This is a genomic window from Janthinobacterium foliorum (assembly GCF_978021625.1).
This window is the reverse complement of sequence record NZ_CDXDQE010000007.1, coordinates 97,989-110,984: the sequence shown is the minus strand read 5'-3', so window position 1 is coordinate 110,984 and position 12,996 is coordinate 97,989. Positions and strand designations below refer to the sequence as shown.

General features: G+C 67.2%; 14 protein-coding genes. 5 read left to right on the top strand and 9 right to left on the bottom strand.

Annotation, left to right across the window (positions count from 1 at the left end; translation table 11 throughout):
• Positions 1 to 5 precede the first annotated feature (5 nt).
• Positions 6 to 1,163, bottom strand: coding sequence for an agmatine deiminase family protein (locus ACZ92H_RS16120; protein WP_465050180.1), 1,158 nt, complete (start codon positions 1,161 to 1,163; stop codon positions 6 to 8).
• A 130-nt stretch (positions 1,164 to 1,293) separates the two neighbouring features.
• Here ACZ92H_RS16120 and ACZ92H_RS16115 point away from each other — a divergent pair, with 130 nt between their 5' ends.
• Entirely contained in the window at positions 1,294 to 2,214 is a 921-nt protein-coding gene (locus ACZ92H_RS16115; RefSeq protein WP_465050181.1) for a LysR family transcriptional regulator, read from the top strand.
• Here ACZ92H_RS16115 and ACZ92H_RS16110 read toward each other — a convergent pair whose 3' ends face one another.
• The 4 genes from ACZ92H_RS16110 to ACZ92H_RS16095 all read right to left on the bottom strand — a co-directional run bounded on the left by ACZ92H_RS16110 (position 2,215) and on the right by ACZ92H_RS16095 (position 5,750).
• On the bottom strand, positions 2,215 to 2,784 hold the full coding sequence (locus tag ACZ92H_RS16110) for a phospholipase D family nuclease (protein ID WP_465050182.1): 570 nt from the start codon (positions 2,782 to 2,784) through the stop codon (positions 2,215 to 2,217).
• Positions 2,785 to 2,920: 136 nt separating this feature from the next.
• The gene (locus ACZ92H_RS16105; RefSeq protein WP_465050183.1) at positions 2,921 to 3,307 is read right to left on the bottom strand and encodes a hypothetical protein; all 387 of its coding nucleotides are present in this window, start codon (positions 3,305 to 3,307) and stop codon (positions 2,921 to 2,923) included.
• A gap of 161 nt (positions 3,308 to 3,468) precedes the next feature.
• Positions 3,469 to 4,287 (bottom strand): hypothetical protein, encoded by an 819-nt coding sequence (locus ACZ92H_RS16100; protein WP_465050184.1) that lies wholly within the window; start codon positions 4,285 to 4,287, stop codon positions 3,469 to 3,471.
• Between the two features lie 47 nt (positions 4,288 to 4,334).
• Positions 4,335 to 5,750, bottom strand: a complete 1,416-nt coding sequence (locus tag ACZ92H_RS16095; protein ID WP_465050185.1) for an MFS transporter — start codon at positions 5,748 to 5,750, stop codon at positions 4,335 to 4,337.
• Positions 5,751 to 5,844: 94 nt separating this feature from the next.
• Between ACZ92H_RS16095 and ACZ92H_RS16090 the strand changes: the two genes are divergently transcribed.
• Positions 5,845 to 6,771: a LysR family transcriptional regulator gene (locus ACZ92H_RS16090; protein WP_465050186.1), complete on the top strand. Its 927-nt coding sequence runs from the start codon at positions 5,845 to 5,847 to the stop codon at positions 6,769 to 6,771.
• Here ACZ92H_RS16090 and ACZ92H_RS16085 read toward each other — a convergent pair.
• Positions 6,755 to 8,095, bottom strand: a complete 1,341-nt coding sequence (locus tag ACZ92H_RS16085; RefSeq protein WP_465050187.1) for a PHB depolymerase family esterase — start codon at positions 8,093 to 8,095, stop codon at positions 6,755 to 6,757. The two genes, ACZ92H_RS16090 and ACZ92H_RS16085, sit on opposite strands and share 17 nt — an antisense overlap.
• A gap of 263 nt (positions 8,096 to 8,358) precedes the next feature.
• On the opposite strand from ACZ92H_RS16085, the gene gstA reads away from it, so the two are divergent.
• Positions 8,359 to 8,973, top strand: coding sequence for a glutathione transferase GstA (gene gstA / locus ACZ92H_RS16080; RefSeq protein WP_465050188.1), 615 nt, complete (start codon positions 8,359 to 8,361; stop codon positions 8,971 to 8,973).
• A 22-nt stretch (positions 8,974 to 8,995) separates the two neighbouring features.
• Here gstA and ACZ92H_RS16075 read toward each other — a convergent pair whose 3' ends face one another.
• The gene (locus ACZ92H_RS16075) at positions 8,996 to 9,448 is read right to left on the bottom strand and encodes a PaaI family thioesterase (RefSeq protein ID WP_465050189.1); all 453 of its coding nucleotides are present in this window, start codon (positions 9,446 to 9,448) and stop codon (positions 8,996 to 8,998) included.
• Between the two features lie 130 nt (positions 9,449 to 9,578).
• On the opposite strand from ACZ92H_RS16075, the gene ACZ92H_RS16070 reads away from it, so the two are divergent.
• A complete protein-coding gene (locus ACZ92H_RS16070; RefSeq protein WP_465050190.1) occupies positions 9,579 to 10,151 on the top strand; it encodes a DUF4337 domain-containing protein in 573 nt (190 codons plus the stop codon).
• Positions 10,152 to 10,157: 6 nt separating this feature from the next.
• Here the strand turns inward: ACZ92H_RS16070 and ACZ92H_RS16065 are convergent, their stop codons facing one another.
• Both ACZ92H_RS16065 and ACZ92H_RS16060 read right to left on the bottom strand, forming a co-directional pair.
• On the bottom strand, positions 10,158 to 10,778 hold the full coding sequence (locus ACZ92H_RS16065; RefSeq protein WP_465050191.1) for a ParB-like protein: 621 nt from the start codon (positions 10,776 to 10,778) through the stop codon (positions 10,158 to 10,160).
• 49 nt (positions 10,779 to 10,827) lie between these two features.
• Positions 10,828 to 12,498 carry a SulP family inorganic anion transporter gene (locus ACZ92H_RS16060; RefSeq protein ID WP_465050192.1) on the bottom strand — a complete coding sequence of 557 codons (1,671 nt, stop codon included), beginning with the start codon at positions 12,496 to 12,498 and terminating at the stop codon, positions 10,828 to 10,830.
• A 159-nt stretch (positions 12,499 to 12,657) separates the two neighbouring features.
• Between ACZ92H_RS16060 and ACZ92H_RS16055 the strand changes: the two genes are divergently transcribed.
• Positions 12,658 to 12,987, top strand: coding sequence for a hypothetical protein (locus ACZ92H_RS16055; RefSeq protein WP_465050193.1), 330 nt, complete (start codon positions 12,658 to 12,660; stop codon positions 12,985 to 12,987).
• The last annotated feature ends 9 nt before the right edge of the window (positions 12,988 to 12,996 follow it).

Genomic DNA, 12,996 nt, shown 5'->3' with positions numbered 1-12,996 from the left:
AGCGCTTATGCCGGTTCCTGCTGCGTGGTGCAATGGATGCCGCCGCCACCGGCCGCGATGGGATCGATATTGATCTGCACCACGGCGCGGCCCGGATACAGCTGCGCATACTGCGCCCTGGCGCTGGCGTCCGCTTGCGCATCGCCGAATTCGGGAATGAAAATGGCGCCGCTGGTGGCATAGTAATTGATGTAACCGGCGGCGAAGCTATCCGGGTTGTTTCCTGGCCGAATCTGGCTGGGACCGTCGATGACGACGACCTGCAGCGGCTGCTTATCCGCGTCGGTGGCGCCGCGCAGGATCTCCAGGTGGCGCCGGGTCAGCGCGTGGTCGTACGATGCCGGGTCCATCTCGCGGTGCGCCGCCACCACGCCGGGGCGCACGAAGCGGGCATAGAAGTCCGTGTGGGCGTCCGTGATGTCCTTGTCCCTGATGCCGGGCAGCCAGATTACCTTGCGGATGCCCAGCAGGCGCAGCAGTTCCGCTTCGCAGTCGGCCTTGCTCCAGCCCGGGTTGCGGTTGGGGTTGAGCACGCAGCTTTCCGTGATGATGGCCGTGCCCTTGCCATCGACTTCCAGCGCGCCCCCTTCCAGCACCAGGCGCGTGGCCAGCAGCGGCACGCCAGCCTGGGCGGCGACGACGCCGGCCACCAGGGCGTCCTTGCCGGACTGCTGTTTGTTGCCCCATCCATTGAAGTTGAACTTCACCCCGGCCCGCCCGCCATCCGCCTGGCGCACGAAGACGGGGCCCGTGTCGCGCATCCATAAGTCGTCCATCTCGGCGGCAATCAGGTTCACGCGGGCGTCCAGCAATTGCCGCGCGCCGGCCAGCTCGGACGGGCGCACCAGCATGTTGACGGGTTCATGCGCGGCGATGGCATTGGCGATGCGCGCCAGCGCCAGCTGCACCTGCGGCACCTGCGCCCGCGTCCAGACGGCGCTGGACGCTCCAAACGCCATCCACGTGGCCTTGTGGGCTTCGGCCTCGTCGGGCATGCGCCAGCCGTCGGCCTGATTGACGCCACCGCCGCCCATGCTGGGCGGCGCGGGCGTAACGGGGCCGGCTTCCGAAGCGCCGCCGCCACACGCGGCCAGCATGCCGCCCATGGCCAGCGCGCTGCCTCCCAGCATGCAATGACGCAAGAAATATCGACGTGTATTCATATCCATCCTTGATGAGTTAGTCAGAGTGCCGCGCACCGTTTGCCGGTGCGCTGGCATGCACGGCATTGTGGCGGGATCAAGATATGAAAACAAATGATATGATTTGCTTTAATTCATTAGGTTTTCTCATATGTCAGAACATCGCATTCCCTCGCTGAAGCTGTTGATGGGCTTTGAAGCGGCCGCCCGCCACGGCAATTTCTCGCGCGCGGCCGACGAGCTGCACGTGACGCAGTCGGCCATCAGCCACCAGGTGCAGTTGCTGGAAGAACAGGTCAAGCAGCCGCTGTTCCGCCGCGCGGGACGGGGCGTGGAGCTGACGGTGGCGGGCGAAGTGCTGCTGCGCAGCGTGCAGCGCTCGATGACGGTGCTGCGCAGCGGCCTGGGGCGCATCGCCACGTATCTCGATCCGGGCCTGGTGGTGCTGGTATGTCCCGCGCCCCTGCTGCACGGCTGGCTGCAGGGGCGGCTGCGCGCGCTGGAAGCGCAGCTGCCGGAACTGTGTTTGCTGCTGTCCGTGGACGAGAGCGCCCGCTTCGTCGACGAGATCGACGTCGACATCGCCATCGGCAGCCGCCCCTTGCTGCAGCCGGACTTGCAGGAAATTCCCCTGCTGCACGATGAATGGGTGATGGTGGCCAACGGCGAGCTGGCGGCGCGGCTGAACGGCGTGCCGCAGGAGCAGCAGCACTTGCACGCGGATCTGGTGTGCCTGGAAGAAAGCCTGACGGGCGACGCCACGGCGCCCCTGTTCCTCGGCCCGCTGGCGCGCTTTCGCAAGCGGGCCATCTATGACGATGCGCGCCTGCTGCTGGACGCCACGCTCGATGGCCGCGGCATCGCCTGCCTGCCGCGCCTGCTGGCGGACGCCAGCCTGGCGCGCGGCCTGCTGCACCTGCTGCCAGATTATCCCCGCGTGCCCGGCGCCACGTGGTGGCTGTCGGGCGTCGCCGGGCAGCCACGTTCGCCCATCGTCGGGCAAGTATTCGACTGGCTGCGCGCGCAGGGTGCTGCCGAGGGTGCAGCTGAGGCTGCGGCTGGGGAGCTGTGATTACGGCGGCGCTGCCGGCGCCGCCAGCGGCGTGCGCACGTAGTCGACGCCGCTGGCCCAGCGGTTTTCCCAGTGCGCCAGGTACGATTGCGCCAGCGGCGCGCTATGCCACACGACAAGCACGTTTTCACTGTTGGCCGTGGCCGCATCGGCCGTGTAGTTGAAACTGCCGTTCTGCACTGTCACGCCATCGGCCACGATGTACTTGTCGTGATGCAATGCATAGCGGGAAATGATGCGGGTGGGAATACCCGCATCGACGAGCCGGTTCAAGGCGGCCCGGCTGTTCTTGCGCTCGTTGCGCCGCGCATCGGCCAGCACCCGGACGTCCACGCCCCGCTGCCGCGCGCGCAGCAAGGCCTCGACCACATGGGGCGAGCTGAACGAATAAGCGGCCAGCCGGATGCTCGACGCCGCGCCATCGATGACCTTGAGCACCAGCGCTTCCGCCCCGCCGTCGGGCGAAAAGGCGTTCTCGATGGTGACGACGGGCGCGGCGTCGGCGGCAAGCGCCGCGGTCGGCACGCCGGCGGACAGACAGAGCGCAACGGCAAGCAGGATATTCTTCATCGCGGGCATTTCCCTGTTTCAATAATCTGGGGTGGACGAACAAAAAGTCAGCCTGCAAGCAGACTCGGAGCCTGTGCGACCATCCGCTTTCGCCTGCGGATTGTTGCCGCCCAATAAAGCAGCTTTCCCCACGAACTTACGCGCGCCCAAACGTTTCCAGGGAGCCAACGAGCTTGTATTCCGTAAGGTCATAAAGTTTCTGTAATAATGCATCGATCGCTTGAAACAGCATGTCAGCATCAGCCCACTTGTACTGAACGCATGCCAGCCGGCCGGGAGACCAGTCGATGATCTGTGCAGGCTGAAGCGCTGCAAAAACCTCGGTGATGAGTGAAACCGGTGAAGAATTTTCCGCATAAGAGAAATCCATGTAGTCGCCATAGATCAGCATCCATACGTCTGGACGCCCAACAACGCTTAGTCTCGCGTAAGACTCCCGTGATGCAAGCTCACCATGGAGTTTGAGGCGACCGAAGGCATCCTGCAGGATCCGGCGAACTTCTTCTTTTGATTCTTCTTGCATTGCCAAGCCTGCTCAGCTGATGAACGGCTGTCATGCGCTACATCCTGCAGTTCGCGCGGCCGTCCATTCCTGGTTGATTGCAGGCGCTCCCGAAAGACTATCCGTCAACATGACTGCATCCGGCTTTATTGTTTATTCATATCAGCCCAGCCATGCCGCCCCTACGCCAGCCGGTGCCGGAATGTCGGTTCAATATTGCGCGCATGCAGCCAGCGCACGATGTCTTCCAGCGTGGCGTCCTGCAGCAGCAGGCCTGACGGACTGGCCGACGGTGCTGGTGCAGACGCGAGTACGGGTGCGGGCGCGAGCGCGGCCGTGATAGGTTCTGGCACCGCATCGGCCAGTCCCGCATGCCCCTGCAGCTTGGCCAGCGCCTGCGCAAACTGGGCGGGGTTGATGCTGCGCAGGCTTTCCAGGAAGCCCAGCTGGGCAGTGGGCGGCGGCGCCATGTCCAGGCCCGGCTCGTCGACGAAGGCGGCGCCCATGCTGGGGTGGATGAAGGCGGCCCACTTGCCGGACGGCTGCAAACACGGCGGCAGCGCCACCTGCTCGACGAAGGCGGGCGGCGCCACGGCGAGGATGTCGGCCGAGGCAGGTAGAAAGGTCGAGCGCAGCAGTTGCGCGAACTGGCGCGCCTGGGCGACGGGCACGGGCGTGACCAAGGATAGCCACAGCTGGAACGCCGTGCCCGAGATGCTGACGGCCGGCGACGGCAAGTCCAGCTCGTGCTGCACGGCATTGGCGATCATGCACAGCGCGCTCCAGTGCGCCTCGCCGCCGCCCTTGCCGCCAAACTCCAGCACCAGCGCGCGCGCCAGCCCCTGCGCATTCACCAGGCGCACGGCCACCGTCTGTTCGCCCGCCAGGTGATGGGCCAGCACGGCCGGCGTCAGCGGCCGCGCGCCGCCGTCCGCATCGACGTAGTGCTGCTGTTCCTCGAACAGGTACAGGCGGTTCAGTTCAGAAATCAGTTTATGCATGGGCGGCTCCGTGATGACGTTGCGCAACACTTGCCAACGTGCCACGATTATAGCCGAGGGCTGGTCTCCCGCCTGGCCGCCCGGACGCAGGACGCCAGCACCAGCAGCAAGGCCAGCGCCAGCATGGCGGCCGCGCTGCCCAGGGCCAGCGTGACGCGGTGCGCCAGCAGCGCCGCGCCGGCCAGCTGGCGCGCGCCGAAGGCAGAGATGGCCACGAGGGTGGCCAGGCCCAGCGAATTGCCCAGCTGGTGCGCCACGTTGACGATGCCCGAGGCGGCGCCCGCGTCCTGCGCCGGCACGCCGGCGATGCCGGCCGCCGTCAGCGGACTGAGGGCCATGCCCTGCCCCGCGCCGACCAGCAGCATGGGCAGGGCCACGCCCAGCCAGTAGGCCGTGACCACGTCAACCCGGCTCAGCCACGCCATGCCCAGCAAGGTGGTGCCCAGGCCGAAGGCCAGCAGGCGCGCATTGCCAACGCGGCGCGTCAGGCGGGGCACGCACAGGGCCACGCCGAAATTGACCAGGGTCATGGGCAGGAAAGCCAGCCCCGTCAGCGACGGCGGATAGTGCAGCACCACCTGCAAAAATTGCGTCGTGAAAAAGAAAAAGCCGATCATGGCCCCCAGGAACAGGACGCGCGCCGCATACGCCGCATTGCGCTGCCCGTCGGCAAACAGGCGCAGCGGCATGATGGGCTGCGCGGCGCGCCGCTCGATGAGAATGAAGGCAGCCAGCAGCAGCACGCCCGCCGCTAGCGACCCTTGCGTCAAGGCATCGCCCCAGCCGGCGCCGGCCGAGCGGATCAAGCCATACACGAGGGCCGACATGCCGATGGTGGACGCGGCCGCGCCTGCCACGTCGAAGCGGCCCTGGCTGCGCGGGCTTTCCGCAATGAAACGGCGCGCGGCCAGCAGCATGGCCACGCCGATGGGCAGGTTGATGAAGAAGCCCACGCGCCACGACAGCCATTCGGCCAGCACGCCGCCCAGCACCAGCCCCACGCTGGCGGCGATGCCCGCCGTGGCGCTGTACAGGGCGATGGCGCGCGTGCGTTCGCGCGCGTCCGTGAACGTGGTTTGCAGCAAGGCCAGGGTCGAGGGCGCCAGGATGGCCGCGCCCACGCCCTGGATGGCGCGCGCGGCGATCATCGCGGCGGGCGAGCGCGCCAGGCCGATGGCCAGCGATGCCAGGGTAAACAGCGCCAGGCCCCACTGCAGCAGGCGGCGCCTGCCATATGTGTCGCCGGCGCGCGCGGCCAGCAGCAGCAAGCCGCCAAAGGTCAGCGTGTAGGCGCTTTGCACCCATGCCAGTCCCGTGTCCGTAAAGCCCAGTTCCTGATGGATCTTCGGCAAGCCGGTCAGCACGATGGACGTATCGAGCACGATCATCACGTAGCTGGCGAGAATGATGGCGAGGATGGCCGCCTTGTGCGGCGCGGCCCCGGTAGCAGGAAGATTTTTCATGCCGCCACTGTAAGGCGTATGCATTACGGTGAATAGATGCTAAAGTCCGCATGAACTTATTAGCTTTACTAATGAATGAGAAAGGCCGGCACGCATGGCGCAAACGAATTTCAATGACTTGCTCGCTTTCGTGGCCGTGGCCCGCGAAGGCAGCTTTACGCGGGCGGCGGCCAGGCTGGGCGTGTCGCAGTCGGCGCTGAGCCAGACCGTGCGGGCGCTGGAAGAGCGGCTCGGCCTGCGCCTGCTGGTGCGCACCACGCGCAGCGTCTCGCCCACGGAAGCGGGCGAACAGCTGCTGCGCACGGTGGCGCCCCGCTTCGACGAGATCGAGACGGAACTGGCCCTGCTCAGCGAACGGCGCGACAAGCCGGCCGGCAACATCCGCATCAGCGCGGGCGAGCATTCCTCCCTGACCGTGCTGCAGCCGGCCATTGCCCGCTTGCTGCCCGACTATCCGGACATCAACATCGAAGTCGTCGTCGACAATGGCATGACCGACATCGTGGCCGCGCGCTGCGACGCGGGCGTGCGCCTGGGCGAGCAAGTGGCCAAGGACATGATCGCCATGCCCATCGGCCCGGATTTCCGCATGGCCATCGTCGGCTCGCCCGCGTATTTCAGGCGCCACGCGCCGCCAGCCACGCCGCAGGAATTGATGGCGCACAACTGCATCAACATGCGCCTGCCCACCCTGGGCGGCCTGTTTGCCTGGGAATTTGCCAAGGATGGGCAGGAGCTGAAGGTGCGGGTGGAAGGGCAGATGATCTACAACAACCTGGCCATGCGCCTGCATTCGGCCCTCGACGGCCTGGGCCTGGCCTGCATGCCCGAGGACGTTGTCCTGCCGTATGTGGCCGATGGCCGTCTGCTGCGCGTGCTGGACGACTGGTGTCCCCGCTATGCGGGCTACAAGCTGTACTACCCGAGCCGGCGCCACCCCTCGCCCGCGTTCACCGTGCTGCTCGACGCGCTGCGCTATCCGGCGCCGCAGGAGGCTGGCCCCGTCAGGCGACCTGTCTGAACAGCCATTCGCGGATGGGCGTGATGTCATACGCGATGCGCCACGTGTTGCGGTGGCCGCTGGCGCCCGCCGCCGGCTGGCCCGGCGGTATCACCGTGCCCTTGCGCAGCGCCACGTAATTGATCTGGTGCGCGTCCGCGTGCAGGCGGTCGTAGGCGGCGCGGAACTGCGCCGGCGTCCACGTGCCATCCCAGATGGCGCGGCCGATGCGCGCCCCCTCCTGCTCCAGCACGGCCGTGATGGCATTCTGTCCCGGATACGCCTTGGCGTCGTCCTGCGACACCAGTATCCACAGCTTCTTGCGCGCCAGCGGCCTGACCAGGGCCGCGTCCCACTGGCCGGCCACCAGGTAGGAGGCGGCAAACAGGTCCGGATACCGGATGTTCATGGCGATGGCCTGCATGCAGCCGCCCGACTGGCCCGTCGCATACAGCCGCCGCGTGTCCAGGCCGTATTCCCGGCACAGGGCCTGCACCAGGTGCACGGTGGTATCGAGCAGGCTGGTGGTTTCGGAATTGTCGTTCGCGATCAGGGCAGCATACTGGGGCGCCAGCACGAAACACGGGCGTTTTTCCTGGTCTTCCGGGCTGGCCCAGGCCACGGCGCCGCGTCCCTGCAGCAAGGTGGTGCGCGTGATCTCGCTAGTCGCGCCCGCGTCATGCATGAACAGCACCAGCGGGTAGGTCGTGCCCGCCTGGTAATGGCGCGGGATGAACAGGTTGTAGCGCAGCGTGTCGCCGGTGGCAGGGTCATGGAACTCAAGCTGCCTGAAGTCGTCCACCACCAGGTTCATGACGGCGCTGCTGCTCAACGTTTTCCCATCCGGCACAATGCTGCTGCCATCGCTGGCGAAAATGGGGGCGACCTGCGCCACCTGCACGCTGGCGCTGCGGTACACCGTGTCCGCACCGCCGACGGGCGGCCCGCCCAGCGGCCCGGGACCGCCGGCGCCCGCCGCCTGGGGCTGCGCGCCGCGCTGCGGCTGGACGTGCTCGGCGAGGATGGCGCCCGCATCGTCGGGCGACAGCGCGAGGATGACAAAGCGCCCCGCTTGCGCCCGCTGCGCCGGATCGGCCGCCGTGCTGGTGAACACCCCGGTGATGCGGCGGCCCGCCACTTCGAATGCCGAGACCGGCAATTGCGTGCCGTCGATGGCAAGCGCGTATTCGATGGCGGCGGCCGTCAGGCGGATGCCGTCGCCGAACACCTGCGTGATGGCCGTAACCTTGCGCATGGCTGCCGGCGCGTCCTGCCCCTGCGCGGCCACGCCCAAGGTCATCAGGGTACCGGCGCTGGCGGCCAGGAAGTGTCGGCGGGATGGCATGCGTGCTCCTCATCGTGTCCCCCAGGCCACGTGCCCGTGGCACGGCCTGAAGTTTCCAAAAGTTAAGTTACCTTGCCGCACATTAGCATGATGCCTGTCCGCCTCAGCGCACGCATGGCGGCCGGCCATGCCTGGCGGCGCCGCCGCGCGCTTGAGCCGGCGCATTCCTGGCCGCGCATGCACGGTGATTCAAGCGAACACGCATTTACCGTGCGGCGCCGCAGGACTATAGTGGTCTCTTTTCCACCTTTTCAAGGACTGCCATGAAACTGTTCTATTCCCCAGGCGCCTGCTCGCTGGCACCGCACATCCTGCTGCGCGAAACGGGCACGCCGTTCACCCTGGCCAAGGTCGACCTGGGCCAGCACCAGACGCAGGAAGGCAGCAATTACTACGAGCTCAACCCGAAGGGACAAGTGCCGCTGCTGGCCCTCGACGACGGGACGACCTTGAGCGAGGGCCCCGTCATCGCCCAGTACATCGCGGAACATGCGGGACGGCAAGATCTCTTGCCGCCCGTGGGCAGCCTGGCCCGCTACAAGGTGCTGGAATGGCAGAACTACATCACGTCCGAACTGCACAAGGCGTTCAGCCCCCTGTTCGATCCCCGCTTCGATGCGGCCACCAAGGCCCTGCACGTGCAGCAGCTGGCCAAGAAATACGCGTGGGTGAATGGCCGCCTGGAAGGCCAGTCGTATTTGACAGGCGACACCTTCACCGTGGCCGACGCCTATCTGTTCGCCGTGACGAACTGGGCGCCCAAGGTGGGCCTGGACCTGTCCGCGCTGGCCAATGTGCAAGCCTTCCTGGCCAGGGTGGCGCAGCGCGACAGCGTCAAGGCGGCCCTGGCCGCGGAAGGCCTGGCCAAGGCGGACTGAGCAGCGCCTTCCCGTGCACGGATCACGTCTTTTCGGGCTTTCCGTGCATCACCATGATGGTTTGCTGCATCAGCGCGCACAAAGTTTCCTGGCCGTCACGCACGGCGAACACTTCCGCCTGCGTGACGATCAGGGTGCGGCCAGGCCGCACGACCTTGCCGCGCGCGATCAGCTTTTCCCCATCGGCGGGCGCCAGCAGATTCATCTTGTATTCCACTGTCAGCACGGACGCGCCTTCGGGTACCACCGTCATGGCCGCATAGCCGGCCGCCGAGTCGGCGATCATGCCCACCACGCCGCCATGCACGAAGCCATGCTGCTGCTCGATGCCCGTCCAGTGGGGCACGTGGATTTCCGTGCTGCCATGGGCTATCACGGGCAGGCTGGCCTGGATCAGGGCCATGGCGTGCTGCAGGTCGAAGCTGGCGCGCACGCGCGCGGCGAAATGCGGATCGGTGAGACGGGACGTGCTCATGGGCCATGCGCTTTCGGGGTGGCAATGCCCTACTGTACCCGCTTGCGGCGGCGCTTGCCAGCCTGCCAGGCAAATGCGGTAGTATCGGCGTGTCAGGGGCAGTTCCCCCCGCGCCCCCGAAAGGTCCGCCATGGAAGAAGAATATGAAGTGCCCAGCCCCCATGAACACGCAGTGGAAGAGGCCACGGAGAACGAACGCGATGGCCTGACGCAAAAGATCGCCCTGATGACGGCCATCCTCGCTACCATCGGCGCGCTGATCAGCTACCAGAGCGGCAATGCGCAGAACGAAGCCATGTTCCTGAAGAACGAGAGCATCCTGAAGCAGGCACAGGCCAGCGACCAGTGGGCCTTGTACCAGGCGAAATCGACGAAGGGCCATATCGCCGAAGCGACGGCGGCGCTGGCCAGCGTGCCCGAGGTGCGCGCCCGCTATGTGGCGGAACAGGCGCGGCAGGAACGGGAAAAGCCGCTGGTGCAGGCGCAGGCGCGTCAGCTGGAAGAGCAGTCGCGCAAGCTGGGCGAGGCGTCGGAAGCCAAGCTGCGGCCGCACGAACGGCTGGCCATGGCCCTGACCTTCATCCAGATCGCCGTGGCGCTGGCCGCCATCACCGTGCTGACGCGGCGCCGCTGGCTGCTATGGGGTTCCGTGGGCGCGGCGGCGGCCGGCATCGTGGCGGCCGGCAGCGCCTTCCTGCTGTAGGGGCCGTCAGGCGGGCGGCACGATCCCCGTCCAGCCCGGCAAATAGCGGGCTTGCTGGCTGCGCGCCAACTGCATGGCCCGCTCCAATGCCTTGGGAAAATTTTTCTGCAGGCTGGCCGGCGCAATGCGGCTGCGCAGGAAATCGGCCCACAGGAATTCGCTGAACGGCGTCACGTCCTTGGCATAGCCGCCCGCGCTGCGCAGTTCGCCCGCCAGGCTGCGGTAGGGATCGTCCCGCAAGCCGCTCAGGTGCCGGGGAATGGCGGAAAAATCGCGGCGCAAGCCTTCGCTGTCGTACGGATGCACCCACTGGTGGTGGTCCATCACGTGCCAGAAGTGCACGGGTTCCAGCCAGGACAAATCCTTCAGGATCATCAGGCTGACGCTTTTCACGCCTTCCTGGTGCAGCGCCAGGCCGAAGTGGTGGTGGTCGACGATGTAGTGGCGCCCTTCCGGGCCTATGATGCTGGGAAACCAGTGATCGGCCAGCGCCGCCTCCCGCGCCTTCCTGCCCAGGCTGGCCCAGTGCGCGCGTTTCAGCGCCACCTCGGCCATGCCGACCGTGATCTGCGTGGGCAGCAGCTTGTTCAGCCTGGCCTTTGCCAGTTGCGGTTTTGCGCGCGTCATGCCCTCTCCTCGCCAGTCCATGCCCGCTGCCAGCGTACCACAGGCGCGCTCATTTTTCTTGCCCGTCGGCGCCGAGCTGGCGCACGGCTTCTGCCACGCTCAGTTCACTCAGCACCACGGCCCCTACGTCCTGCAAGGCCCGCCGCAAGACATCGCAGGCCGGCTCCTTCAGCCGCGCCAGCGCCAGGCGCACGCCTTGGCGGCGCGCAAAGGCGGCAAAATCGCGCAGCGCTTCCACGCTGCTGCCGTCGAGGTCGGGCGACTCTTCCAGGCTGAGGACCAGCTTGCCCACCTGCCCGCCCTGCGCTTCCAGCATGGCGCGCACCAGGTGCAGGCTGCGTTCGGCATTGACGAAGAACAAGGGTTCATCGAGGCGCAGGATCAGCATGCCGGGCCGGGCGCGGGCCGCCGGATACAGGGCCAGCTTCACGTAATCGTGGCTGTCGCCCAGCCGTCCCAGCACGGACAGTCCCGGGCGCGACAGGCGGCGCAGCATCAGCAGCAGGCTGATGGCGATGGCCACCAGCAGGCCGTCGAGCACGCCGAACAGCAGCACGCCGGCAATCGCCGCCAGCGCCAGCAAACGGTCGCGGCGCCAGGTGAAGTACGGGCGCAGGGCAGCGGGATTGAGGGTGTGGCTGACGGCATGGATGACGACGGCGGCCAGCACGGGCACGGGAATCAGGGCCACCAGCGGCAGCATGGCCAGCACGATGACGCCCACGACGGCGGCCGCCACCAGCCCCGCCAGGCGCGACATGGCGCCGGCCGCCTCGTTGGCGGACGTGGCGGAATAGCCGGCCCCCACCGGCATGGCCTGGAACAGGCCGGCCGCAACGTTGGCCACGCCCAGCGCCAGCAGGTCGCGCTCGGGCGCCACGGCATCGTCATGCTTCAAGGCAAAGCTGCGGATGGCGCCATACGATTCCGCGTACAGGATCAGGGCCAGGGCAAAAGCCAGTTCGGCCAGGCGCGTCCATTCCGCCTGCGTCAAACGCGGCAAGGCGGGCATGGCCAGGGTGAAGTCGACGGCGCCCACCAGGGCCACGCCGTGGCGCGGCAAATCCAGCCATTGCCCGGCGGCGATGCCCAGGGCGATGACGATCAGGCCGGCAGGCCAGCGCTGCCGCCGCCGCAGCAGGAACAGCGACAGCAGGGCCGCCGCGCACAGGGCCGCGCCGCTCCAGTTCCACCGCCCCGCCGCCGCAGCCAGGGCGGGCAGCAGGTGGGGCACGTCGCCGGGCGCCGGCTGGACGCCCAGCACGCCGGGCAGTTGTTTCACGATGATCACGATGGCCAGGCCGAAGGAAAAGCCCCGCAGCACGGGCTTGGCGATGAATTCCGTGATGCTGCCCAGCCTGGCCAGCCAGGCCAGCAGGAAAAACGCGCCCGTCAGCAGCACCAGTCCCGCCGCCAGCATAAGGCGGTGGCCCGCCGTGCCGCCCGGCATGGATGCCATGGCGGCGGCCAGCACGGCGGCCGAGGACGAGGTGGCCGAGACGATGGCAAAGCGGCTCGTGCCCAGCACGCCATAGCACAGCAGCCCGATGAACAGGGCCAGGATGCCCGCCTGCGGCGCCATATTGCCGATGCCGGCATAGGCCACCGCTTCGGGCAGCAGCAGGCCGGCGATCGACAGCCCGGCGCTGGCATCCTGCCAGCGGCTGACATTGGACGGATTGGACGGCGGCGACGGGGATGACACAGGCGCTGCAGGCATGGCGGCGTTCCCGGTGGATGGCATCCGCCCATGATGCGGCAAAACCGCCCGCGCGGCCACATTTGCTTACACTTGAGACAAATAGCGTGTGCACCAGCGGCCCCTGCAGCGCGTTTCAGCGGTGCGACACCCCTGATCGCAGCCCAACCGGAGACCGCCATGAAAACCGCCATCCTGTCCAGCATCCTCCTGATCACCCTTGCCTCGGCCGCCACCAGCGGCTTTGCCGCGCAAACCGCCTGGCAGAAAAACCATCCGCGCCGCGAACAGGTGAACCACCGCCTGGCGCATCAGGATGCGCGCATCCACAAGGAAGTCAAGGAAGGCGAGATCAGCAAGGGCCAGGCCGCCGCCCTGCACCGCGAAGACCGCGGCATCCGCCGCGAGGAACGCAGCATGGCCAGGCTCGATCGCGGCCACATCACGCGGGCCGACCAGCGCGCCCTGAACCAGCAGGAAAACGTGGTCAGCAAGCAGATCGGCAAATAAGGCGGCGGC

Bases quoted from the DNA above. Each gene is read 5' to 3' on its own strand.
- ACZ92H_RS16120 (WP_465050180.1), bottom strand. From the start codon at position 1,163: ATGAATACACGTCGATATTTCTTGCGTCATTGCATGCTGGGAGGCAGC.
- ACZ92H_RS16115 (WP_465050181.1), top strand. From the start codon at position 1,294: ATGTCAGAACATCGCATTCCCTCGCTGAAGCTGTTGATGGGCTTTGAA.
- ACZ92H_RS16110 (WP_465050182.1), bottom strand. From the start codon at position 2,784: ATGAAGAATATCCTGCTTGCCGTTGCGCTCTGTCTGTCCGCCGGCGTG.
- ACZ92H_RS16105 (WP_465050183.1), bottom strand. From the start codon at position 3,307: ATGCAAGAAGAATCAAAAGAAGAAGTTCGCCGGATCCTGCAGGATGCC.
- ACZ92H_RS16100 (WP_465050184.1), bottom strand. From the start codon at position 4,287: ATGCATAAACTGATTTCTGAACTGAACCGCCTGTACCTGTTCGAGGAA.
- ACZ92H_RS16095 (WP_465050185.1), bottom strand. From the start codon at position 5,750: ATGAAAAATCTTCCTGCTACCGGGGCCGCGCCGCACAAGGCGGCCATC.
- ACZ92H_RS16090 (WP_465050186.1), top strand. From the start codon at position 5,845: ATGGCGCAAACGAATTTCAATGACTTGCTCGCTTTCGTGGCCGTGGCC.
- ACZ92H_RS16085 (WP_465050187.1), bottom strand. From the start codon at position 8,095: ATGCCATCCCGCCGACACTTCCTGGCCGCCAGCGCCGGTACCCTGATG.
- gstA (WP_465050188.1), top strand. From the start codon at position 8,359: ATGAAACTGTTCTATTCCCCAGGCGCCTGCTCGCTGGCACCGCACATC.
- ACZ92H_RS16075 (WP_465050189.1), bottom strand. From the start codon at position 9,448: ATGAGCACGTCCCGTCTCACCGATCCGCATTTCGCCGCGCGCGTGCGC.
- ACZ92H_RS16070 (WP_465050190.1), top strand. From the start codon at position 9,579: ATGGAAGAAGAATATGAAGTGCCCAGCCCCCATGAACACGCAGTGGAA.
- ACZ92H_RS16065 (WP_465050191.1), bottom strand. From the start codon at position 10,778: ATGACGCGCGCAAAACCGCAACTGGCAAAGGCCAGGCTGAACAAGCTG.
- ACZ92H_RS16060 (WP_465050192.1), bottom strand. From the start codon at position 12,498: ATGCCTGCAGCGCCTGTGTCATCCCCGTCGCCGCCGTCCAATCCGTCC.
- ACZ92H_RS16055 (WP_465050193.1), top strand. From the start codon at position 12,658: ATGAAAACCGCCATCCTGTCCAGCATCCTCCTGATCACCCTTGCCTCG.